This window comes from Streptomyces sp. NBC_01476, from assembly GCF_036227265.1.
GTDB lineage: Bacteria > Actinomycetota > Actinomycetes > Streptomycetales > Streptomycetaceae > Actinacidiphila.
The window spans coordinates 7,660,271-7,683,090 of record NZ_CP109446.1 but is presented as its reverse complement, the minus strand read 5'-3'; the positions used below and the strand labels follow the sequence as shown (position 1 = coordinate 7,683,090).

14 protein-coding genes are annotated in these 22,820 nt (G+C 71.5%); 5 read left to right on the top strand and 9 right to left on the bottom strand.

Annotated features, from left to right (window positions below):
- Positions 1–57 precede the first annotated feature (57 nt).
- A complete protein-coding gene (locus tag OG552_RS33340) occupies positions 58–3,417 on the bottom strand; it encodes a GH92 family glycosyl hydrolase (protein ID WP_443071100.1) in 3,360 nt (1,119 codons plus the stop codon).
- Between the two features lie 1,010 nt (positions 3,418–4,427).
- Complete coding sequence (locus OG552_RS33335; protein ID WP_329139397.1) at positions 4,428–4,886, bottom strand: ATP-binding protein; 459 nt, start codon at positions 4,884–4,886, stop codon at positions 4,428–4,430.
- Positions 4,887–5,059: 173 nt separating this feature from the next.
- On the opposite strand from OG552_RS33335, the gene OG552_RS33330 reads away from it, so the two are divergent.
- The 4 genes from OG552_RS33330 to OG552_RS33310 all read left to right on the top strand — a co-directional run bounded on the left by OG552_RS33330 (position 5,060) and on the right by OG552_RS33310 (position 8,730).
- A complete protein-coding gene (locus OG552_RS33330; protein WP_329139394.1) occupies positions 5,060–5,473 on the top strand; it encodes a hypothetical protein in 414 nt (137 codons plus the stop codon).
- A gap of 122 nt (positions 5,474–5,595) precedes the next feature.
- Complete coding sequence (locus OG552_RS33325) at positions 5,596–6,306, top strand: hypothetical protein (RefSeq protein WP_329139392.1); 711 nt, start codon at positions 5,596–5,598, stop codon at positions 6,304–6,306.
- Positions 6,303–6,875, top strand: a complete 573-nt coding sequence (locus OG552_RS33320; RefSeq protein WP_329139390.1) for a GNAT family N-acetyltransferase — start codon at positions 6,303–6,305, stop codon at positions 6,873–6,875. Before OG552_RS33325 ends, OG552_RS33320 begins: the two co-directional genes overlap by 4 nt.
- A gap of 358 nt (positions 6,876–7,233) precedes the next feature.
- Positions 7,234–8,730 (top strand): carboxyl transferase domain-containing protein, encoded by a 1,497-nt coding sequence (locus OG552_RS33310; RefSeq protein ID WP_329139388.1) that lies wholly within the window; start codon positions 7,234–7,236, stop codon positions 8,728–8,730.
- A 117-nt stretch (positions 8,731–8,847) separates the two neighbouring features.
- Here the strand turns inward: OG552_RS33310 and OG552_RS33305 are convergent, their stop codons facing one another.
- Complete coding sequence (locus tag OG552_RS33305; RefSeq protein ID WP_329141329.1) at positions 8,848–9,369, bottom strand: hypothetical protein; 522 nt, start codon at positions 9,367–9,369, stop codon at positions 8,848–8,850.
- Positions 9,370–9,393: 24 nt separating this feature from the next.
- Complete coding sequence (locus OG552_RS33300; protein ID WP_329139386.1) at positions 9,394–9,990, bottom strand: hypothetical protein; 597 nt, start codon at positions 9,988–9,990, stop codon at positions 9,394–9,396.
- Between the two features lie 109 nt (positions 9,991–10,099).
- Here OG552_RS33300 and OG552_RS33295 point away from each other — a divergent pair, with 109 nt between their 5' ends.
- Positions 10,100–11,071 carry an aldo/keto reductase gene (locus OG552_RS33295; RefSeq protein WP_329139384.1) on the top strand — a complete coding sequence of 324 codons (972 nt, stop codon included), beginning with the start codon at positions 10,100–10,102 and terminating at the stop codon, positions 11,069–11,071.
- A gap of 87 nt (positions 11,072–11,158) precedes the next feature.
- Here the strand turns inward: OG552_RS33295 and OG552_RS33290 are convergent, their stop codons facing one another.
- The 5 genes from OG552_RS33290 to OG552_RS33270 all read right to left on the bottom strand — a co-directional run bounded on the left by OG552_RS33290 (position 11,159) and on the right by OG552_RS33270 (position 22,724).
- Positions 11,159–14,293: a GH92 family glycosyl hydrolase gene (locus OG552_RS33290; RefSeq protein ID WP_329139382.1), complete on the bottom strand. Its 3,135-nt coding sequence runs from the start codon at positions 14,291–14,293 to the stop codon at positions 11,159–11,161.
- A 272-nt stretch (positions 14,294–14,565) separates the two neighbouring features.
- The gene (locus tag OG552_RS33285) at positions 14,566–18,726 is read right to left on the bottom strand and encodes a beta-galactosidase (protein WP_329139380.1); all 4,161 of its coding nucleotides are present in this window, start codon (positions 18,724–18,726) and stop codon (positions 14,566–14,568) included.
- A 487-nt stretch (positions 18,727–19,213) separates the two neighbouring features.
- Positions 19,214–20,236, bottom strand: coding sequence for an aldo/keto reductase (locus tag OG552_RS33280; protein WP_329139378.1), 1,023 nt, complete (start codon positions 20,234–20,236; stop codon positions 19,214–19,216).
- Between the two features lie 123 nt (positions 20,237–20,359).
- Positions 20,360–21,409: an AraC family transcriptional regulator gene (locus OG552_RS33275; protein WP_329139376.1), complete on the bottom strand. Its 1,050-nt coding sequence runs from the start codon at positions 21,407–21,409 to the stop codon at positions 20,360–20,362.
- A gap of 73 nt (positions 21,410–21,482) precedes the next feature.
- Positions 21,483–22,724: an alginate lyase family protein gene (locus OG552_RS33270; protein WP_329139374.1), complete on the bottom strand. Its 1,242-nt coding sequence runs from the start codon at positions 22,722–22,724 to the stop codon at positions 21,483–21,485.
- Positions 22,725–22,820 lie beyond the last annotated feature (96 nt).

The following is a 22,820-nucleotide window of genomic DNA, read 5'->3' as shown; positions in this document are numbered from 1 at the left end:
CCCGGACCGGTTCGGTCCGGGGGCGCCGCCGGCGTTTCCGCCTCGTGAGCGGTCGCGTCAGGCGGTGGCGATGCCGAAGAGGTGCATGTCACCGCCGGTCGTGGTGGCCGGCAACGTCACCGTCGCCAGCTGCTTGCCGGCCTGCAGGGCGATCGGCACGGTGGCGAAGACATCGGTGCCGACCGGGTCGGTGGTGCCGCCGAGCACATCGCGGTAGGCGGTGTGCACGGCCACCACGTTGCCGAACGACGGCTGGCTTCCGCCGCCGCCCAGGGTCCAGTCACTGAAGCCGATCTGGGCCTGCTGGGTGGTCCCGTCGGTGTAGGTGAGGGTCACCGTGCCGCTGCTGTCGCCGAAGGCGGCACTGCCCAGCAGGCTGAGCTGCGTGTCGCCCGCGGAGGTCGCGGAGACGTCGAGGACCTGGTCGCCGCCGCCGACCACGATGTTGTCCGGCGCGCCGGGCTCCACATCGGGCCAGGTGAAGTCGAAGCCGGCCGCGGAGACCGTGGCGCCCGGCGTGACGCCGGCGTCGGCAAGCGCCTTGGCGGAGTAACTCCAGCCGCCGCCGTCGAAGTTGGCGGTCGGATTCTGGTCGTCGGGGGACGTGCCCGCGTTGTTGACGTACCAGGTGACGCTGCCCTGCACGCCGACGGTCACCGAGAGCCAGGTCTTCGGCACGGTCACGGTGCTGCCGTGCCGGCCGCCGGAGGAGGTGGTCAAGGTCAGCGGGACGGAGTAGACGCCCGCTTTGGTGTCGGCTCCGACCACGACCGAGAGCTTCGCGGTGGTGGCGCCGGCCTTGGGGATGGTGACGTCGCCGTGCGCGGGCTTCAGGGTGATGCCGGCCGGCGGGGCGGCGGTCCAGTGGACGCCGACCTTCTTGTCCTGCAGCGTGGAGAGCTTGATGGTGGTGTCCGCCGAACTGCCCGGCTCGACCTTGACCCGGGCGGGGTCGGTGGCGGCGAAGAACGGTGCCTCACCGTCGCGGAAGGACGGCGGCGCGTTCTTCGGCGAGCTGCCCCAGGAGGTGTTCGGGGTGCTGCCCAGGGTGTAGTCCAGGGTGCCGCCGCGGGTAACGAAGGACGCCGGGACCCAGGGCTGCCCGGAGCTGCGGCCGTTGGTCCGCAGGCTCTGCACGTAGATGTTCTGGGCCGATGCCCGGGGGGCGTTGACCGTGATGGTCTTCCCGAGCCCGGTGTGGACCACCGCGTGCGGGAAGAGCGGCGCGGTGAGCACCAGGTCCGCGCGGCTGGGAACCTGCGGGTACATCCCGAGCGCGGAGAAGACGTACCAGGACGACATGGTGCCGGCGTCGTCGTTGCCGGGGATGCCGCCGGGGGTGTTGGTCCACAGACCGTCCACCTCGGCGCGGACCGTCTCCTGGGTCTTGTACGGAGCGCCCAGGTAGTCGTAGAGGTAGGGCGCGTTGATGTCGGGCTCGTTGGTGGGGTCGTAGCGCGTCTGGTCGGCGGCGGAGAAGTCGAAGCTGCCGTCGGGTGCGCGGAAGAAGGCGTCGAGCCGGGCGATGGCCGCCTTGTTCCCGCCCATGGCCTGGGCCAGGCCGGCCACGTCGGAGTAGACCATCCAGGTGTAGCGGGCGCTGCTGCCCTCGACGAAGCCGTTGCCGGTGCTGGGGCTGAAGGTCGTACCGGCCCACGAGCCGTCGGAGTTGCGGTCGCGCATGTAGCCGCCCTGCGCGGTGGCGTTGGGGTCGAAGACGTTGGTCCAGTTGCCGCTGCGGTCGGCGAACGTCTGCTGGGTCTTCTGGTCGCCGAGCCGGCCGGCCAGTTCGGACAGGCCGAAGTCGGCCGCCGCGTCCTCCAGCGTCTCGGCGGCGCCGCCCCAGCAGTGGCAGTTGTCGGACGGCACGTAGCCGAGCGACAGGTACTTGTCCAGGGCCGGTCGCTGGCCGACGCATTCGACGTTGCAGCCGGCGCTGTCGTTGTCGTTGGCGGTGGGTACGGTGGCGGCCTTCACCAGCGAGGCGAGCGCGCCCTTGACGTCGAAGTCCCGTCCGCCGAAGGCGTAGATGCCGGCCAGCGCCGCGTCCGAGGGATCGCCGGACATGATGCTGGTCTTGCCGTTCTCCAGCAGCCAGCGGTCCCACTCACCGCCGCGCTGCTGGGCGTAGTTGAAGAGGGACTGGGCGTAGTCGCTGCCGGTCTTCGGCTGCAGCAGGGTGAGCAGCTGCACCTGCGCGCGGTACTGGTCCCAGCCGGAGAAGGTGCCGTACTGGGCGTGCTGGCCGCGGGCGAGCGAGTGTGTCTTGCGGTCACCGCCGAGATACTGGCCGTTGACGTCGCTGGTGAGGGTCGGCTCCAGCATCGAGTGGTAGAGCGCGGTGTAGAAGGTGCTCTGCTGGTCGGCGGAGCCGCCGGAGACCTGGATCTTGCCAAGGGCGGTGTTCCACGCGGCGGTTGCCTGGGCCCGGGTCGTGGCGAAGCTCTTGCTCGGCGGGTTCTCCGCGCGCAGGTTGGCCTCGGCGTTCTGCGGACTCACGTACGAGATGGCGACCTTGGCCTGCACCTGGTGGGTGCCGGGCGAGAAGGTCACATAGGCGCCGGAGCCCTTGCCCGCGGTGGCGTTGCCGCTGGAGTTGTAGCCAGTGCCGCCGGTGGCGGAGGTGGCGCCGGGGTTCAGCGTGCTGTCGGTCCAGGTGCCGGTCTTGGCGAAGGCCTGGTCGAAGTGGGCGGTGAAGTAAAGGGTGTAGACGTCGTGGCGGTTGTTGGCGCTCTGCGGGCCGCAGAAGTTGCCCGCGCTCACCGAGCCGGTGACCGTCCGGGTGGCGGCGTCCACGGCGACCGTGGCGGCGGCGCTGCCGCTCTCGGAGTTCGAGGTACGGAAGAGCATGCTGGCCGGCTGGTCGGCCGGGAAGCCGAACTCGCCGGTGCCGGTGCGGGCGGTGCTGGTCAGTTCGGCGCTGGCGCCGCTGTCCAGGGCGACCTTGTAATAGCCCGCCTGGGCCGTCTCGTTGGCGTGCGAGAAGGTGCTGGCGTACTTCGCGTCCTTGGTGTCGGCGCTGGGCGAGGAGTCGACGTCGCCCACGTACGGCATGATCGGGATGTCGCCGTTGGCGCCGGAACAGCCCACGCCGTTGAGGTGGGTGAGGCTGAAGCCGCGGATCCTGGTGGCGTCGTAACGGTAGCCGCCGGGCGCGGGGTTGGAGAACTGATTGCCCGTCGAGGTCTGCGGGCTCCAGGAGAGCATGCCGAAGGGCACGACCGTGCCGGGGTAGGTGTTACCGGCGTTGGAGGACCCGATCAGCGGATTGACGTACGACGCGGGGGCGCCGGACGTACTGTGCGCCGGCGCCGCGGTGGCGGGGCCGGCGCCGATTCCCATGCCGAGCACGGCGGTCGCCGCGGCGGCCAGCGCGGCGACGACGGTTCTGCGTTTCCCGCGACCGGGGTTCGTCATCCGGTACGAGGATCTGTTGTGCACCATTCCTGCCCTTCGGGAGTACGGAAGGAGACCGGCTGGGCCGGCGGCGCAACCACCACCGACAACGTTGTCAGAAATCCAGCAAGTGATGTTCCTCCTGGGGCCGGAGGGGTGTCAAGGGCCGGGCGGCGCCCCTGACGGGGGGTCACCGGGCGGCGGGGGTGGCCGGGCACCGGGCCGAGGCGGGGACGTACCGGGCCGCCGGCGCGCCCACCGGCCACCGGCGGAACCCGCCGGACCGAGGCACCGACCCACCGACGCGAACGCGAAGCCACCGGATCGAGGAACCGACCCACCGGCGGGACCGACCAGGAGGTAGGAGCAGCAGCGGCGCCTGCTGGACCGCGGGAGCACCGGCCGCCGGGCCGAGGCGGGGACGCGCCGACGCGGAACGCGAGGCCGCCGGCAGAACCGACCGGATCGGCGAACCGACGCATCGGCGAGACCGACCGGGAGGCAGGAGCGGCAGCGACCCCTGCCGGACCGCGGGAGCACCGGCCACCGGGCCGAGGCAGGGACGTACCGGACCACCAGCGCGCCCACCGGGCACCGGGCACCGGGCCGAGGCGCGCACACGCCGGGCCACAGATCCACCGGTAGGCCCGCCACTGCCGAGGCAACCCGCCGCCAGGAACCGGCCCACCAGGCTGGCGGAGGTGGGCAGTTCACCCGACCGGGCCTCCTGTACGGCGGCCCCACGCCGGGCACCACGTTCTCCTTCGAACCTGTCCACGTGAGAGCTCGGGGCACAGAAACCCGCCCCACGCCCGGGGGCGGGGCGGGCGGCTACCGGAGTTACCAATCCCTGCGTTCAGTGCGGCGGGTGATGATGCGGAGCTGCTGCGGCTCCCGCGCGATCCACTCGCCCGGCCCCCTCACCTGGCGCAGCAGGTGCGTTCCGTCGCTGTTGACGTCGCTGACGACCGCGTCCTGTCCGGTGAGGGGGTCGTGGACGAGGTCACCGACTCACGGCCCGGTGCGTTTCCTCACGCGGATGTCTTCCCCTTCAGCTCGCCCCAGACCTGTTTCCCCCAAGGCCGGGTCTCAGCTCCCCACCGCTCGGTCAGGGCATTGATCAGCGCGAGGCCACGACCACGCTCGTCTGTGACGCTGCTGCTCTGCATGGTCGGGAAGGTACGGGACCGGTCGGTGACAGCCACACGGATGAGGTCCGGGTCGGGACGGGTGATCGACACGCGCATCAGAGGGCTCTTGGTGTGCTGGGCCGCGTTCGCGACGAGTTCCGTCACAACGAGCGCCGTGTCATCGGCGAGGTCGTCCAGGCCCCAGGCGCCGGCAACCTCCCGGACGAACCGGCGGACGGGGGCGGCGTTCTCGATGCTGCACGGCATCGTCACCGAATAGCCTGGAGCACCCGTCGCGTTGGGAATCGTCCGGACGGCCATCAAGACCTCGATCGGCTCGGGAGATTTGTCAGGGGGCATGGCGCATCCTCGAAGCGGCCGGGCAAATGGGGGTCGACAGGGCGACCACGCATCAGTCAACGACCCACCGGTGGGGAGGAGGAGGACAAAGGCACCGGGCGTGGAATGCGGGCAACCGGAAATTTTCTGACGCGTCGGTACTACCTGCGGAGGCGTCTCGCTACGTTGAGTCAATGGAGGAGAACCAAGACCTCATCCGTGCGATGGTCCGCGCCGGGTTCACCCAGGCGGAACTTGCCGATGCCCTGAACAACCGTCTCCGCAGTCAGGGCTATGAGGGGACGGTCAGCGACCGTACGGTGCGGCACTGGCTCGCCGGAAAGACCCGATGGCCACACTCTCGGCAGAGGGAGGCGTTAGAGGCGGTGTTCAGTTGCCCTATCACTGACATGGGGTTCACACCCCGTAGTGCCCGAGAGGTCCCTGTGCTTCGCCGGAACTTCATCAACGCCTCAACCGGAGTAGCCCTGGCTGCTGCCACCTCGACTCCCGGGACCGAACGACGCATCGGGAGCAGTGACGTGGAACGGCTCCTCGCAAAGTTTGCCACGGTCATTGCGAGCGATCACCGCTACGGGGGCGGCTGACCATCGAGACGCAGGCCTCAGCGCTCGCGGGCGAGGCCCTGTCGTTGCAGTCGCGGGGGTCAGCAAGTCAGCGAGTGCGGGGAGCGCTGTACGGGTGCGCAGCTCTGTTCACGTCCTCGGCGATGTGGGCGGCGATCGACGGACGCCGGTTCGACAGTGCGCAGCGGCACTTCGACCGAGCGTCGAGTCTCGCGGTGATGTCGGGAAACCAGGCGATCCAGTTCCGGATCTGGTCCCACGCGGGAAGTCTGTACCGGCATCTCGGTCGCCCCACGGATGCCCTGGCGGCGAACGATGTGGCCCGGGGACTGCCCATCGCCCGGCGTGACCCGATGTTCGCGTCCCTCGGGCACGCGCGGCATGCTGCGATCCACGGCCTGACGGGTAACGTGCGGGCGGTCCGGCAGACCATCACGGCCGCGCAGGACGCGTTACTGAGGGCCGATCCGGGCATGGACCGCCCTGTGTGGTTCACCGCGTTTTATGATCAGGCGGAGTTGGAGAACCTCGCCCTGGCGGCACACCTCGCGTTGGGCAGCTACGCGGATGCCGAAGCACACGCACACCGCTCTTTGGCGCTGCTGCGGCCGGAGATGCACCGTACGAGGGCGATCACCACGGCGCGTCTGGCCCGCGCGCAACTCGGGCAGGGTGATCTCGAACCGGCCGTCACCACCGCGATGTCGATCCCCTCGGAATCCACGGCCAACCACCCGCGCATCACCGGGATGCTCGACGACTTCGGTACGACGATGCAGGTAATGGCCCCGCGCAGCCCGCTCGTTCAGACCTGGAACCAGTTCGCCCACGACTCTCGGAAGGATCCGCAGTGACTCACCCTGACATCGAACTGCGCCATGCCACGAACATCGAAGACGTGTGGAGTGTGCTGATCGAGGTCTATGCCGAGGTCCGGGCCGATCAGCTTCACATGCCGCACTACTCGGTGGAGCGGTTCGCGGAGCGCCTGTCCCGACATGGATCGGAACCCGGTTGGGAGGCCGTCGTCGGGTTCGACGGTGACGAACCCGTGGGGTACGCGTACGTCAACACGCTCCTCCCGGACGACCGGTGGTGGCAGCGGATGACGACTCCTGTCCCGGAAGGGTGCACGGACACCCCGACGGTGGCGTTGAAGGAGATCATGTTGCGCGTGCCGTGGCGGGGCACCGGCACGGCTCGGCGGATCCATGACGAACTGCTCGCCGGGCGGCCCGAACGGCAGGTCAGTCTTCTCGTGAACCCGTTGGCCGGCGGTGGCAAGGTGAAGGCGCTCTACGAGGGCTGGGGTTACGAGACGATCAGTTCGCAGCAGCCCTCTCTTGATGGCCCGGTGCTGACGGCGATGCTCCGTGCGGTCCGGGAGACAGCCTCGATGGATCAACTGATCGTCTCAGAATGAGCTCATTCCGCCTCGGCTCGTCGCGCGGTTACCGAGCGGGGGGGGAGCGCCTCCCCGGAGGGACGGCGTGCAGCAGCGGTATGAGGTGGGAGGTGGGTGACGTCGTGCTGGTCGCCGCCGGTCACCGAAACGGCGAGCGGTGTGCCGTGCCGGTCAACGGTCACATGGTGTCTGGCCCCGGGGCGGGGGCCGGGTGGGCGGTTCGTGGGGGTGACCTGCGGGGCGGGGACGCGTTGGAGCGCGGGTGGCGGGGTACGGAGGGAGGGGCCGCGGCGGGCCCGGGGCCCCGGGGCTGCGGCAGCGGCAGGGCACGCACGGGTCCCGGCGGAGAACCGTAGTCGACCGGCAGGAGATCGTGATGGCAGGACCCCGTCCGCGGCCCGGTGCGGTGGAGTTGATCGCGACCGTGCTGGATGACGGCTCGTTCCGCAGGTGGGACACCCCGCCGGACCGGGCGGGTGCCGAGGACGGCTACGCCCGGCAGTTGGCGGACGCCGCAGCCCGGGCCGGTACCGACGAGTCGGTGATCACCGGTGAGGGCCGGGTCCGTGGCCGGCGGGTCGCCGTCGCCGTCTGCGAGTTCCGGTTCCTGGGCGGCTCGATCGGCCGTGCCTCCGCGGCCCGGCTGACCGCCGCCATCGAGCGGGCGACCCGCGAGCGCCTCCCGATGCTGGCCGCGCCCGCCTCGGGCGGCACCCGGATGCAGGAGGGCACCGCGGCGTTCGTGCGGATGGTGACGGTCTGCGGCGCCGTCATCCGGCACAAGGCGGCCGGTTTGCCGTACCTCGTCTATCTGCGGCACCCCACCACCGGCGGAGTCCTGGCCTCATGGGGTTCGCTCGGCCATCTCACCATCGCCGAGCCCGGGGCGCTGCTCGGCTTCCTGGGGCCGCGGGTCTACGAGGCGCTGGGCGGCGAGCTGTTCCCCGAGGGCGTCCAGACCGCCGAGAACCTGTACGCACACGGCCTGATCGACGGTGTGGTGGCGCCGCGGCGGCTCCCCGAGGTCGTCGACCGCGCGCTCACCATCCTCACCGCGGGGCCCCCGGCCCCCTCCCCGGAACCCGTCTTCGAGGTCCCCGCACCGGTCGACGCCTGGGAGTCCGTCCTGCGTACCCGCTCGGCCGGCCGCCCCGGGGTACAGGCGTTCCTGGAGTACGCCGCCACCGATGTGATGCCGCTCAACGGCACCGGCGAGGGCGAGTCGGATCCCGGGGTGACGCTGGCGCTGGCCCGCTTCGAGGACGCGTCCTGCATCGTGCTCGGCCAGGACCGGCGGGGCCGGGGCGAGCGGCATCCGCTGGGCCCCGGCTCGCTGCGGGTGGCCCGGCGCGGTATGCAACTGGCCGGGCAGTTGCAGATGCCGCTGGTGAATGTGATCGACACCCCGGGCGGTGAACTGTCGGTCGCCGCCGAGGAGGGCGGTCTCGCCGCCGAGATCGCGCGCTGCCTGGCCGACCTGATGGCGCTGGACGCGCCCTCGGTCAGCATCCTGCTCGGCCAGGGCTCCGGCGGCGCGGCGCTGTCGCTGCTGCCGGCGAACCGGGTGATCGCCGCCCAGCACGCGTGGCTCTCCCCGCTGCCGCCGGAGGGGGCCTCGGCGATCGTGTACCGGACCACCGCGCGGGCCGACGAGATGGCGCGCCGTCAGGGCGTACGGGCGAGTGATCTGCTGGCCGCGGGCATCGTCGACCGGATCGTCCCGGAGCGGCCGGACGCGGCGGAGGAACCGGAGGAGTTCTGCCGCCGCCTCGGCCTGGTGCTGCGGCACGAACTCGGCCGGCTGGCGGCGCACCCGGGGTCCTACCGCTCGCAGCGGCTGGGCCGCTACGACCTGCTGACCGCGGGGATGTGATCGCGCGTCACCCTGACGGCACATCACGGTGACGGGGTTCCGGTCGCCACCCTGGCGGCGCGTCACCGTCACGGCCCCCGCCGCGCCCCACCGCCCAGAACGTCACCGCGCCGGCGCCTACCGCGCCGCCGCCCCGAGTTCCGCGGCCCACCCCCGCAGCGTCCGGAAGTCCTCGGTCCGCAGGCCGACCGCCGGGTGGATCCGGTGGAGCAGTGCGGGGCCTTGGTGGTGGCCTGCGACGTACGCGCGGTCCGGGGGGCCGATCTCGTCGTCCACCCAGGAGAAGGGGCGCCCGGCGGCGTAGTGGACGAGGTCACGGGTCTTGAAGTACATCCCGTCGTTCTGGTAGCCGACCGGTCCTGCCCAGCGTACGTACGGGAGCGGGGGCAGACCGATCTGCGGGGCGATCCACTCGTTGGCCTGGGCGCCCCAGGTGGTGGCCCACACCAGATCGAAGGGCAGCGCGGTGAGGGCGGCGCCGTGATCCGGGTTGAGCCACACCCGCAGGGGTTCGAGCCGGGGGTCGTCCCAGCCGGCCGGCCGCATCCGGTGGGCCACGTAACCGGCCGGCCCGCTCTCCGCTTGGGCCTCGAAGGGGTTCAGTGGGCCGTCCACGTCCAGGAAGAGCAGCGGTCGCACGGGCACGGTTCGTCCTCGGCAGAGTTAGTGGGCCATCGGGTGGGGTCGGTGGAGGCGGTGGCGTCGGTGGAGTCGGTGGAGTCCGTTGTGCCGCCCGTGGAGGCGGCGATCCGCCGCGCTCCGGAGCCGACGGCCCGGGTGCTTCCTGTGCGGGTGGTGCGGCGTGCAGCGCCCAGCTTTCCACGTGGGACCGGTGACCGGCAGCCCCGGCCAGGTCCACGGTGACACGGTCTCGGTGAGCTGGTCGGGCACGAGGTTGGCGCCCGCGTCGACGAAGAGGGTGTCGCCGGCCCTGATCCCGCTGCTGCCCGCCACCGGGAGGGCCGTGGTGCCGGCCGGCACCACGGTGGCCACGGCCGCGCCCTGCGCCTGGGCGTGGTGCAGGCCCGCGGTCAGGGTGAGGCCGGTGCCCTGGTCGACGGCGGTCGCCCCGGCGAGGTGGGCGCGGCCGAGCGCCTTGGTGAGGGTGATTCCGGTGCCGCCCGTGCCCGCGGTGCCGACGGCTGCCACGGTGCCGGTCTCCTGGCTCGGCCCGGTGCCGACGGTTAAGGTGTCGCCGACCGCCCAGCCGGTGACGCTCGCGACCTTGATGGTGGGCTCGGGACCCTCACGGACGCCCACTCGGGTGACCTCCCCGGGCCGGTCGCCACGGCGGTCGCCGGCCGGACTACCGTGATCACGCGGACGCCCACGGACGGACGTCCGCGCCGCTCACCGCAGGGAGCCACCCGTGCCAGGACGACCGCACCCCGCCCCCGCCGACCGCAGGATCGGGCTCGGTCTGGCCGCCGTCGGCCGGCCCGGCTACATCACGCTGGGCCGCGACCGCGACCTGCCGCCCGGCCGCGGGGTGGACGCGATGCGACGGCGGGTGCACGACCTGCTCGACGACGCCTACGCCCACGGCGTCCGCCACTTCGACGCGGCCCGCTCCTACGGCCGCTCCGAGGAATTCCTCGCCGAGTGGCTGGCCGCCGACGGCGACCGCGGCGGGGTGATCGTCTCCAGCAAGTGGGGCTACACCTACACCGGTGACTGGCGGGTCGACGCCGAGGTGCACGAGGTGAAGGACCACTCCGTCGCCGCGTACGACCGTCAGCTCGCCGAGACCCGGCAGCTGCTCGGCGACCATCTCGACATCTACCAGGTGCACTCGGTGACCCCGGAGAGCCCGGCGCTCACCGACGAGGTGCTGCACCGCCGGCTGGCCGCGCTGGCCGCCGAGGGCGTGACCGTCGGGCTCTCGGCGAGCGGACCCGCGCAGGGCGAGGCGATCCGTGCCGCGCTGGCCGTCACGGTGGACGGCGAACCCCTCTTCCGCAGCGTCCAGGCGACCTGGAACCCGCTGGAGCCGTCGGCCGGCACGGCGCTGGCCGAGGCGTACGACGCCGGCTGCGCGATCATCGTCAAGGAGGGTGTGGCCAACGGGCGTCTGGCACAGCCCGATCAGGACCTGGAGCGGGCACTGGCCCCGATCGCCGAGTCCACCGGGGCGTCCTACGACGCCATCGCGCTGGCCGCCGCCCTGCACCAGCCGTGGCCTGCCACCGTACTGTCCGGCGCGGCGACCACCGAGCAGCTCACCTCGAACCTGCGGGCCGCCACCGTCACCCTGACCCCCGGCGATCTCGACGCGCTGGCCGGGCTGGCCGAGCCGCCCGCGCAGTACTGGGCCCACCGCTCCCGGCTGCCCTGGACCTGAGCCGGGCCGCGGCCGCGGCAGGCCCGCGTGGAACGCCGGCCGCCGGGGTCCGTGCGGGACTCCCGGCGGCCGGCGGGCCGGGGTCGGTCAGTTGTCGTCGGGGCAGAGGTGCAGGGCCAGGACGTTGTCACCGGTGACGGAGACGTGCACCCGGCCGATGGTGCCGGTGTCGCCGTTGTTGGCGAGCCGGAAGTCGGTGCCGGCGTTCTCACCGTTGTGGAAGGCCGCGTCGTCCACCGTGAAGGTGGCCGTCTTCCAGGTGTCGGTGCCGGTCTTGGCGACCGACGGGGACTGCTTGTAGGCGCCGCTGGTGGAGTCGTACTGCATGCTCCAGCTGCCGGTGCCGTGGTCGTAGTAGTCGATGGTCACGGTCGCCCGGTAGTCGCCGCCGGGCACGATGGTGTTGTCGACGTCGAAGTACTCGTACGGCGAGCCGTCCGTGGTGGAGCGGCCGGAGCGGCCGCCGGCGGTGACCACCGCGGTGTGGCCGTCGCCGTTGTCCCGCAGCCGCAGCCCGCACTCGGTGTCGGTGGCGCCCAGCGTGTCGCAGGCGGTGGCGGCGCCGTCGGCGGCCGGTACGGTCACCACGACCGCGCCGCCGGGCAGCGTACGGCCGTCCGCGGCGCGGAAGGTGACCTTGACCGGGTGGTAGCCGGACGCGGTGCCGTCCGCGACCCGCACCGTGACCGGTGCGGTGGCGGTGGCCGCGCGGGAGAGGTCGAGCGTGCCGGACGACGGGGTCACCGTCACACCGGCCACGTCGGAGGCCGCCGTCCAGCGGACCTTCCCGGCGTGCCCGGCGAGAGTGGACGCGCCCACCGTGGCCGGCAGGCTGCTGCCGCCGGGGAGCACCTGGGTGCCGGTGGGGGTGAGGTAGCCGACCGCGGGCACCTCACCGGAGCGGTAGGACGGGGGCGCCGCGCCGGCGCCGGTGGCCCAGTGGGTGTCGGGGCGGGTGGAAAGGCTGAAGTCCAGCGCCCCGCCGCGGGTGGCGAAGGAGGCCGGCAGCGCGGTGGACTCGTACGGGCGGCCGTCCAGGCGCAGTCCGGTGACGTAGGGCGCGTCGCCGGCGGCGCGCGGGGCGTCGATGGTGATCGTGCGGCCGGTGCCGAGGCTGATCACGGCCCGCTTGAACAGGGGGCTGTTGAGCGCGAGCACCGGGGTGCCGGGGGTGGCCGGCATCATGCCGAGCGCGGCCCACACGTACTCCGAGGAGAGCGCGCCGTTGTCGTCGTTGCCGGGCAGGCCGTCCGGCGCGGTGGTGAACAGTTCCGTCTCGAAGCGGCGGGTGACCTCCTGGGTCTTCCACGGCTGACCCGCGTAGTCGTACGCCCACGGGGCCGTGGTGTCGATCTCGTTGCCGGCCCAGTCGTAGGGGGCGTTGCCGCCCGCGTTGAGTTGGCTGAAGAAGTCGTCCAGCCGCTGGGCGGCCTTCTCCTTGCCGCCCAGCGCGGCGATCAGGCCGGCCATGTCCTGCTGGACCGACCAGTTGTACTGGGCCGCGTTGCCCTCGTCGTAGCCGTCCTGGCCGAACGCCCCGGCCGGCGGGGTCTGGAAGCCGGGTCCTGCCGGGAAGGCGCCGTTGTCGTCGCGCGGGCGCAGGTAGCCGGTGCTCGGGTCGTAGATGTTCTGCCAGTTGTTGCCGCGCTCGGCGTACTCGGCCTCGGTCCTGTGGTCGCCGACGGAAGCGGCGAGCCGGGAGATGGCGAAGTCGTCGGTGGACCACTCCAGGGTCTCCGAGGCGCCCTGCAGGCCGTGGTCACCCTGGGAGGTGGCGTTGTTGGGCGCGTAACCGAGGCGGACGTAGTCCTCGACGCCGGGCCGCTCGGTCCAGCCCCAGCCGACGCTCTGCGACCGGGTGGCGCCCTTCTTCATGATGGGCAGCGCCGCGCGGACGTCCACGCCGGTCGCGCCATAGGCGACGTACTGGGCGAAGAGCGGTACGCCGTTGTCACCGTTCATCACATTGCCGGTCATGTTCTGCGAGGGCCACTTCGGCCACCAGCCGCCCTGCTGCTGGGCGTCGCGCAGCAGCGAGTTGGCCATGTCACCGGCCTTCTGCGGATAGATCATGGTCTGCAGCGGTGCCAGCGAGCGGTAGATGTCCCAGTCGGAGAAGGTCGCGTACTGGGTGTGTCCTGCGGGCACCGTGTGGATCACGTTGTCGAAGCCGATGTAGCGGCCGTCCACGTCGTTGAAGACGCTCGGCGACTGGAAGGAGCGGTACAGCGAGGTGTAGAAGGTGGTGAGTTCGGTGTCCGTGCCACCGCCGACACCGACCCTGCGCAGCACGTCGCGCCATGCGTCGCGGGTCTGCCGCTGTACGTGGCCGACGTTCCAGCCCGGGATCTCGGCGGCCAGGTTCCTGGCCGCGCCGCCGGTACTGACGTACGACATGCCGACCTTGGCGGTGACCGTGGTCCGCGCGGAGGTGTCGAAGGTCAGGTAGGCGCCCGAGCCGGCGCCGGTGGCGGCGGACGAGCCGGGGGTGACGGCGCCGCCCTGCCAGGTGCCGTGGGCGGTGAACGGCCGGTCGAAGGTGATGTCGAAGTACATCGTGTACTGGCTGTTGTTGCAGAGCCCGTGCGGGGTGGTGGTGCCGGCGAGTTCGTGGTCGTTGACGACGTGCACCTCGGCGGCCAGGTCACCGCCGAGGCTGGTGCCCGACTTCACCAGCACCTGCGCCTGGCTGCCGGCCGGGTACCGGAAGGAGGCGATCCCGGTCCTGGCGGTGGCGCCGAGGTCCACCTGCACCCCGGAGTCGGCCAGCTTCACGTCGTACGAGCCGGGCGCGGCCTGCTCGTCGTCGTGCGAGAAGTGTTCGGTGCGCCCGGCCGGGTCGGTCCCGACGGCGCCGGTGACCGGCAGGATCGGGATGTCGCCGAAGGACGAGCAGCCGCCGGAGAAGTGGTCGAGGCTGAAGCCCTTGATGGCGTCGTCACCGTAGGAGTAACCGGTGGGGCCGGACGCGGTGTCGGGGCTGAACTGCATCATGCCGAACGGCGCGGTGACCCCGGGGAAGGTGTTCTCCCAGTCCACGCCTTTCTGGGTGCCGATGAAGGGGTCGACGTACCCGGTCGGATCCGCCACCAGCGCGGTCCGGCCGCCGGGGCCGTGGTCCGGTGCGGCGCCGGCCGCCGCGGGGGTCACCATCACCGCCCCTGCGGCCAGCACCGTGGCCAGGACGCCGAATCTGCTCCATCTGCCGCTGTGTCGCAACACCTTGGACCTTTCCTCTCGCCGCGGACCCGGTCCGTCCCGACCGTGGGCGCGCGGTGTCAATTAAGTCCGCTGACATCGTTGTCAGTTCCGCGGTGGGCAGTCTTGTCCGCGGGGCAGGAGCACGTCAATAGATCGGACGTTTGCGGCTCCGGTCGGTGGACGGAAAAGCCCGGCCCGCGGCGAAACCACCGCCGCGGGCCGGGCCGTTGTCCGGGCCGTCGTCCAGGCCGTCGTCCAGGCCGTCGTCCAGGCCGTCCGCCGGGACGCGAGGATCAGGGCGTGCCGCAGGTCAGGGTCGGGTTCACCCAGTCGCCGTGGTCGTTCCCATTGCCGTCGCCGCCGTCGCCGACGACCAGGTCGAGCACCTGTCCCCCGGTCACGGGTACGTCGATGACGGCCGGCTGTGACTTTCCGTTGAGGGTGGGTGTGGTGGTGAGCACCGTGCCGTCGAGTGCGACGGAGAAGGTCACGGTGCCCGGGTCGCCGTTGTCGACGCCGACCGTGGCGGTGAACCTGCTGCACTGCGCGCCCAGGTAGATCTGCACGTCGCTGGGCGAGTTGGTGCCCAGCCCCTTGGCGTAGACGGTGCCGCCGAGCTTGAGCGGAGTGCCGTCGTTCGGCGAGGTGTTGCCGACACTCTGGTCGCGCTCGACGGGTCCCCATCCGTTGGTCGAGGAGAGGAACGGCAGATCACTGACCTGATCGGTTCCGGCGGCCGGCGGCGCGGGAATGGTGCCGGTCACCCGTTCGTCGGAGGCGGTGGCGGAGCGGTGGTCCTGGGTGAACTTCGCCGTCGCGGTGAGGGTGTTCACCTGCGCGAGGGTGGCCGGTGCGGTGACCGACCAGCTGTAGGTCGCCGACCTGCCGCCGCGGATCTCCCGGACCACGGGCGGGGTGGAGTGCGGACTGACGGTCCAGCCGGCCGGTGCCTTCAGTGCCGCGGTGACGTTCTGGGCGGTGGGCCCGCCCTGCGGTACGGCGACCGTCGCGGTGGCGGTGAACCGCTGCCCGGCGGCGACAGAACCGGGCACCTTCAGGTTGAGCGAGGACTTCGGGGCGGCCGGCATCGCGTACCGGAGACGGTCGTAGCCCGGGCTGCGGTTCTGGCCGACGGTGAGCGACGAGGCGTAGCTGCCGTAGTCGGTCAGCGCGACCTGGCCGAGTCCGCCGGTGCTGCCGTCGAGGTTCCACACCGCGATGGCGATGGTGTTCTTGCCGTGCGGGTCGAGGATGCCGTTCGGCACCGGGAAACTGTGCTGCGGGCCGAGGTAGTTGACGTAGTTGCCCATGTCCCAGCCGTTGACGTAGATCTCGGCGCGGTACTTGCGGGACGGGTCGTCGGTGATGGTGAGGCCGAGCGAGGTGTCCTGCCCCTTGGGCAGTCTCAGGCTGACGTCGGTGGTGTACCAGGAGACGCCGGGGGTGGTGTCGGTGGCCGGCAGCTTGACGTTCTGCCATCCCTTGGTGGGGTAGCCAGGCAGCATGTAGCCGGCCCGTTCGCCGTACAGGCCACCGGTGTTGAGCGGTCCGCGCACGGTGTCGACGGGCTGCTCGCCGCCGCGGGCGCCCTGCAGCCGCCAGGTGATCGAGGTGAGCGGGTTGCCGACGAGGGTGGCACTGGTCAGCCCGCGGGCCGCCTTGTTGCCGTTGGACTCGTTGTAGTCCTCCTCGTGGCCCATGTTCACGGTGAGCACCGAGACGATGTTGTCCGCGCCGTTCTTGAGGGTGCCGGGCGGGAAGGTGTAGGTCTTCGCTCCGTCGGCGGTGGCGCTGCCGAGGAAGGTGCCGTTGAGCCAGACCGAGGAGGCCGCTGCGCCGCCGCCGCTCTGCGCGGAGACGGTGATGCCGGTCTCCTTGCCGGTGCCGGTGAACCTGCCCCGGTACCAGGTGCTTCCGGTGTGGAAGCCGTAGTCGTCGGCGAAGAGCACCGGAAGGGTGCCGGGTGTGGTGGTGCTGTTGGTGGTGGTCTTGTCGGCCACCTGCCAGCCCGAGTCGTCGAAGCCGGGCTGTGCCTCCGGGGACTCCTCGGTGTGCTTCCAGTCGGTCAGCGCGGGAAGGGAGATGGCCGCCGCGGTGGCGATGGACCCGGTACGGCTGCCGGTCGGCGTCGGCTTGGTGCGGACGCTTGAGCCGTTCCAGCTGACGGAGGTGGCGCCGCTGAACACCTCGATCGCGGAGTCGGTACCGTTGTCGCCGGTCAGCTCCAGGGAGCGGCCGTGGCTCTGTGCGCCGCGCAGCAGATGGGTGCCGCGCACGATCACCGGGCCGGCCGATGTGTCGGCCCGCCAGAAGGTCTTGGCGGTGTCGGTGTCGGCGAGCAGCAGCAGGAGCGGGTGAGCGCCGCCGCTGATCTGGACCCGGGTCAGGCCGGTGTGGCTGTAGTTGAGCCGCAGGTCGCCGGTGGCCGGGTCCCAGGTGGAGGCGACCGTGCCGCCGGTGGTGGTGACGGTGGGACGGGTCTTGTAGTTCAGGACGGTCTCGCCGTCGGAGCCGTGGTCGCCGTAGAGCACCGCGACGTCGCGGCCGGCGATGGTGGCGTTGGTCATGATCTCCGAGGTGGAGTACTGCAGTTGGTTGCCGCCGAGGTTGTAGTCGGCGACGATGATCTTGGAGCTGCGGCCGTTCAGCGTGATGCCGGTGCCGGGCTGCTGCGGGACGGTGTAGACCGGCGCGGTCGAGGGGGAGCCGGTGGCGATGTCGATCGCGTCGATGGTGACGAAGGTGCCGGCCGAGGCGGCGGCCTTGGTGCCGGTCGCCACGATCTTCAGCGTGTGCGGTCCTGCGGCGAGCCCGCTCGCCTGATAGGCCACGTACTGGTTCTGCTTGGTGGCGCTGTAGAGGTCGACGGTCTTGACCTTGGCGCCGTCGAGGTAGACGTCGGCGGTGCCGTGGTTGCCGTCGAGGTTGCTGATCCACTTCACACCGGTGCCGGTGAAGTCGACGCTCGCGCTGTCACCGGCGGCGTCGGAGAAGGACTCGGTGTGCTGGTAGTCCCCGCCGGTGTAGTTCTGCTCCGCCCCGACGTGCGACCAGGTGCCGGTGTAGGTGACCGCCGGGTCCGGGTCGTCGTAGGTGTAACCGGGGTGGGCGCCGAGGTCGATCGTCAGATGGGCGCTGTCGGTGCTCGTCGCGGTGGAGTCGCTGTGCCGCAGGACGTGGAACTGCGTTCCGGTGTCGGGGTTGCGGCGTGCGGTGTCGACGATCTTCGGGTTGTCGGTGGCCACCGTCGGCAGCGCGTCGGTCTTGGTGAGCGGGGCGACCGCCTGGGTGAAGTAGCCGATCAGCTTGTCCTGGTCGTACTTCGGGTCCAGCTGCCGGGTCTCCCGGATCGCGGCGCCGTAGTCGTACGAGGTGTAGTTCTCCGGCATGCCGAGCCAGCCCCAGTTGGTGCCGCCGTAGGTCATGTAGAAGCTCTGCGAGGTCGCGCCGACCGCGATGTTCTGCTTGTAGAAGACGTCGGCGAACTGGTCGTTGATCAGCTGCGCGCACTTGTCGTAGCCGGGACCACCCCAGGGGTCGAAGGCGCCGCCCTGGAACTCGGCGGTGGCCAGCGGCTTTCCGGCGACATGGTCGTAGCTGATGTCCGGCACGCCGTTCCACTTCGCGGGGTTGCTGCAGTTGAAGCCCTGCGGGTAGGAGTCGGCGGCGTCCACGTCCAGGGCCCCGTCACCGGAGTTGAAGGTGCCGTTGTTGTTGCCGACCAGCGGCACCGTGATGCCGTCGGCGGTGGCCCGGTCCTCCAGGTGCCGCATGTACGCGCGGCCGGCCGCGTCGCCGTTGTAGTACTCGTTCTCGACCTGGTACTCGATCACCGAGCCGGTGCCGTTGGTGAGCTGGTGGCGGGCGATGATGCGGTCGATCTGCCGCTGCCACTCGTCGCTGTACTTCAGGTACTCCGGGTCGCCGGTACGGGTGTTGCCCGCCTTGGTGGAGAGCCAGCCGGGGAAGCCGCCGCCGTCCACCTCGGCGTTGATGTACGGGCCGGGGCGGGCGATCACGTAGATGCCGAGCCGGTCGGCCATGTCCAGCAGCTTGTCCACGTCCCGCACACCGGTGAAGTCGTATACCCCGGGCGCCGGCGAGTGGTAGCCCCAGTCGAAGTAGAGCGAGACCGCGTTGAAGCCGGCCGCCTTCATCTTCTGCAGGACGTCGAGCCACAGGTCCTGGCTGGGCAGCCGGTAGTAGTGGAACTCCCCGGACCACAGATAGGTACGCTTCCCGTCGACCTTGAAGGAGTAGCCGTCGTAGGTGACCGAGTGCGCCGCCGGCTGGTGCGCGCCGCTCTGCCGGGCGGCCGTACCGCTCACCGCCGTCGGAGGTGCCGCCCCCGCGGCGGACCCGATGCCGGTGCCCAGTCCGATGGCCAGGGCGAGGGTGACGCCGGCAGCCAGGCAGCGCTGGAGCATCCAGCGGCCGGTGCGGTGAAGAGCCATTCCTGCCTCCACGTCAGGTGCGGGAGAGATCGTGAACACTGCTGTCGCTCATGAACAGCCAGGAACCACCAGGCGAGCTGTGGTTATATGTTCGAAACAGTGGCTTAGCGTCCGGAAGTGTCGCAGCTCGCCCGGGGCGGCGCAACGGTTCGAACAGAACCCGGCGCAACTCCCGCTCCGCGGCCCGGAGCGGACCGGAGCGGTGGACGGGCCCGCACCGGCAGCCGGGGGGCGGCGGTCCGCCCCACCGCGGACATCTGGGCCTTCGGCATCGTCGCCCGTCAGGTGCTCACCGGCGGGCTTCACCCCTTTCCCGGAGCGGACGCGGGCCCGCGCGCCGGCCGCTCGGGCGTAAGCCCGCGGCAGCGAGCCGCCGCGGGTGGGACTCTCCCTGGCCTGACCAGTCGTGGCAGCCGTACTGAGGGAGGGCCGGCCGGCGCTCCTGACGGATGACAGGGTGCGGGCGGCCGGCGGGGGCGGGAGGGTGTCAGCCCTGGAGCGGGAGGCGGTTGCTGGGCGCGCTCTGCACATAGCCGGGGTAGGAGGGAGGCAGGGCGCCGGCCTCGTCGAGCTCCCTGAGGTCCTCCGCGGTGAGCTCCAGGTCGGCGGCGGCCAGCGTCTCGGTGAGCTGCCCCGGGCGGCGGGCGCCGACGATCGCGCTGGTGACACCGGGCTGGGCGAGCACCCAGGCGATGGCCACCCGGGGGACGCCCACGCCGTGCCGTTCGGCGACCGCACGCAGCGCGTCGACGATGTCGTAGGCGCGGTCCGGGTCGACCGGCGGGTTGTTCGCCTGGGCGCGGCGGGACTGCTCGTCGCTGCTGCCGTCGCGGTCGAACTTGCCGGTGAGGAAACCGCCGGCCAGCGGGCTGTAGACGAGCGTGGCCAGCTTGCGGTCGACCGCCAGCGGCAGGATCTCCCGCTCGATGTCGCGGCCGGCCAGCGAGTAGTAGACCTGCTGGGACACGAAGCGGCTCAGCCCGCCGAGGTCGGAGGCGCCGAGGTACTTCGCCATCTGCCAGGCCGCCAGGTTGGACGCGCCGATGTAGCGGATCTTGCCCTGCCGGACCGCGTCGTCGAGGGCGCCGAGCGTCTCCTCGACCGGGGTCAGCGGGTCGAAGCTGTGGATCTGGTACAGGTCGATGTGGTCGGTGCGCAGCCGCCGCAGGCTGTCCTCCAGCGCCTGGGTGACCCACAGCCGGGAGAGCCCGACCTGGTTGGGTCCCTTGCCCATCCGGACGAAGAGCTTGGTGGCCAGGACCACGTCCCGGCGGCGCGGCCCGAGCACCCGGCCGAGGATCTCCTCGCACTCGCCGCCGGCGTACATGTCGGCGGTGTCCACCAGGTTGACGCCGCCGTCGAGGGCGATGCCCACGATCTCGTCGGCGGCTTTCTCGTCCAGGCCGCCGATGACGTTCCACGGGGGCGTGCCGGCCCCGCCGAACGTCATCGTGCCCAGCGCGATCCGCGAGACGAAGGCACCGGTGGCGCCGAGCTGGTCGTACTGCATGTTCTGCCTTCCTTCGTACCGGGCCCGGAAGGTGCGCCGGGCCACGGCGGACGGCCGGCCGGCCGTCGTACCGCTGCTGTCGACGCTACGGCCGGGCCGCACGGCCCGGCCATGATCGTCCGTCTACGGAACTTGCGGCATCGTCTGGGGCGGGTGGGGCGGGTCGAGCGGCGGATGCGGCAGGAAGGACGCGGAGTGGCCGCCGGCCCTGCGCAGCGGGGGCGCCGCCGCCAGCGGATCGGCGCGGTAGCGGCCGGGCGACACCCCGGTGATCCGCTTGAAGGCCGCACTGAACGCCGCCTCCGAGGAGTAGCCCCACTCGGTGGCCACCGACGCCACCGTGCGGTCGCCGGCCAGCAGCTCGCGGCCGGCCGTCAGCACCCGCCAGCGCTGCAGGTACTCCAGCGGCGGCAGCCCGACCAGCTGCTTGAACCGGGCGGCGAAGCCGGCCCGGGACATCCCGACCGCGCCGCCGAGCGCGGCGACCGTCCAGCGGTGCTCCGGGGCGCGGTGCATCAGCAGCAGGGCGGCGCCGACCTGCCCGTCGGCCAGGGCGCCCAGCCAGCCGCGCAGCGGTGTTCCCTCCGGGTCCTGCTCGACCAGGGCGCGCATCGCCTGGATGAAGAGCATCTCGGTGAGCCGTCCGATCATCACCGGGGTGCCGAGCCGGGTCGCGTCCACCTCGTCGAGGCAGAGCCGCAGCAGCGGCTGGATGGCCCGGGCCGGGCCGGTGCCGGCCCGGATCGCGGTGACCGGCGGCAGTCCGTCGAGCAGCCGGGCCACGGTGGCGTCCAGGAAGTGGACGCTGCCGCCGATGACCAGGGTGCGCTCCTGCCCGGTGGCCGCCCCGGCCTCGTCCAGCCGGACGATCCGGGTCGTGGAGGCGCCGAAGACCTGGTCCCCGTCGGCCATCGGGACGCCCGGCTCGTCGCTGGACATCTCGAAGTGGTCCTGTGCGGCGAGCAGGAAGCAGTCGCCGGCTGCCAGCCGTACGGTGGGGCCGCCGTCCGCGCCCAGCCGGGCGGAGCCACTGAGCAGGGCGCCGATCTTGATGTGCTCGTGCACGCCGAACCGCAGCGCCCAGGGGCCGGCCGCGTCGAGCCCGGACAGGGATCCGGTGCGGACGCTCAGCGCCGCGAACACGTCCGACAGCGGGTCCAGCACTCGTTCCATACGCCGACACGTTAATCGGGTGCGCGGACCGGGGCGAAACACGACGCCCCGGTCCGCGGGTGGCCTGCCCCGGTCAGTTCGGGTTCTGGGCGTTGGTGAGGGTCTCCCAGGCCACGAAGAGGTTGTTCGACCCGGCGGGCCGCTGCTGCTCGGTGAGCGCCTGGGTGTTGGTCATGGCGACGCCGTGCAGCGTGTTGAGGTAGTTGAAGCCGACCTCGGTGATGGGCCCGAGGCCGCGTTTGACGGTGCCGCCGCACACGCTGGACGGCACGGTCGCGCCGAGTTCGTACTTGGACTGGAAGCCCAGCGCCTGCCGCAGCCGCTCACCGACCTGGGGGTAGAGGTCCTGGCCCTGGATGCGGGCGGTCTCCAGGACGTGCGAGATGGACGAGATGCCGTAACCGGTGTGGGTGAAGTCCCGGCAGGTCTCCTGGGTGATGCCGGTGGTGAAGGTGCTCGCTCCGAACCAGAAGCTGACGATCTGGTCGCGGGTGGTGAGGTGCTGGCTGGGCACGGTCTTGGGCAGCGCGCCGTCGGACGACAGGTAGACGAAGGCCGGCACGCGCTCCAGGTAGTGCCCGATGGCGGTGTCGTAGCTGGCGTGGTCGTCGAGGAAGACGGAGATGCTGACCGCCGCCTCCAGCATCGTCAGGTCCCAGTTGCCGGTGCGGTTCGAGCCGTTGACGACCAGCGGCAGGTAGACGGTGCGCAGCATGGTGGCGAACCGGCCGCTGTTGGCCCAGTTGCCGTGCACGGTCTTGATGATCTCGGCGGCCTTGGGCCACGAGGAGCCGGCCCAGCCGGTCTGCAGCGGCGCGTTGTCGTTGGTGTGGTTCTGGATCGTGGCGGACCAGGCGTCCATCAGCTGGATCGACTTCTGGGCGTAGCGGTCGTCACGGTTGATGTACCAGGCCAGCGCGTCGGTGTACGCCGCTATGGCGTCCTCCCGCTCGTCGGTGCACCCGTAGTTGGGGTTGGAGGTGGGCCCGCACTCGACGGTGGCGCGCGGTTTGGGGGTACGGGACAAGGAGGCGTACGAGCTGGCCATCATCTGGTCGTACGCGGCCTTCCACGGCTGCGCTGCCGCCTGGACCTTGCTGCGGACGAAGTCGAGCTGGGCGGTGTTGAGGTTCACCCCGGGGTGGGTGAAGACGGCGGGTGAGGGGGCGACGGCGGCGGCCGCGGCGGCTTTGACGGGCGCGGGTGCGGGCGCCGGGGCGGGACTGGCGGAGGCGGGCGCCATCAGTACCGCGGCCACCACACCGCCCAGCGCGGCGGAGAGTCCGAGGACCCTCGGGATGATTCCGAAATGCATGGGGGGATTGCCTTCCGGTCGGCGATCTCCACACCGCGATTCATGTCCATGAACGTCGGACGCGGTTGTGAAGCCTTGACCGAGGACCGTAAGGTC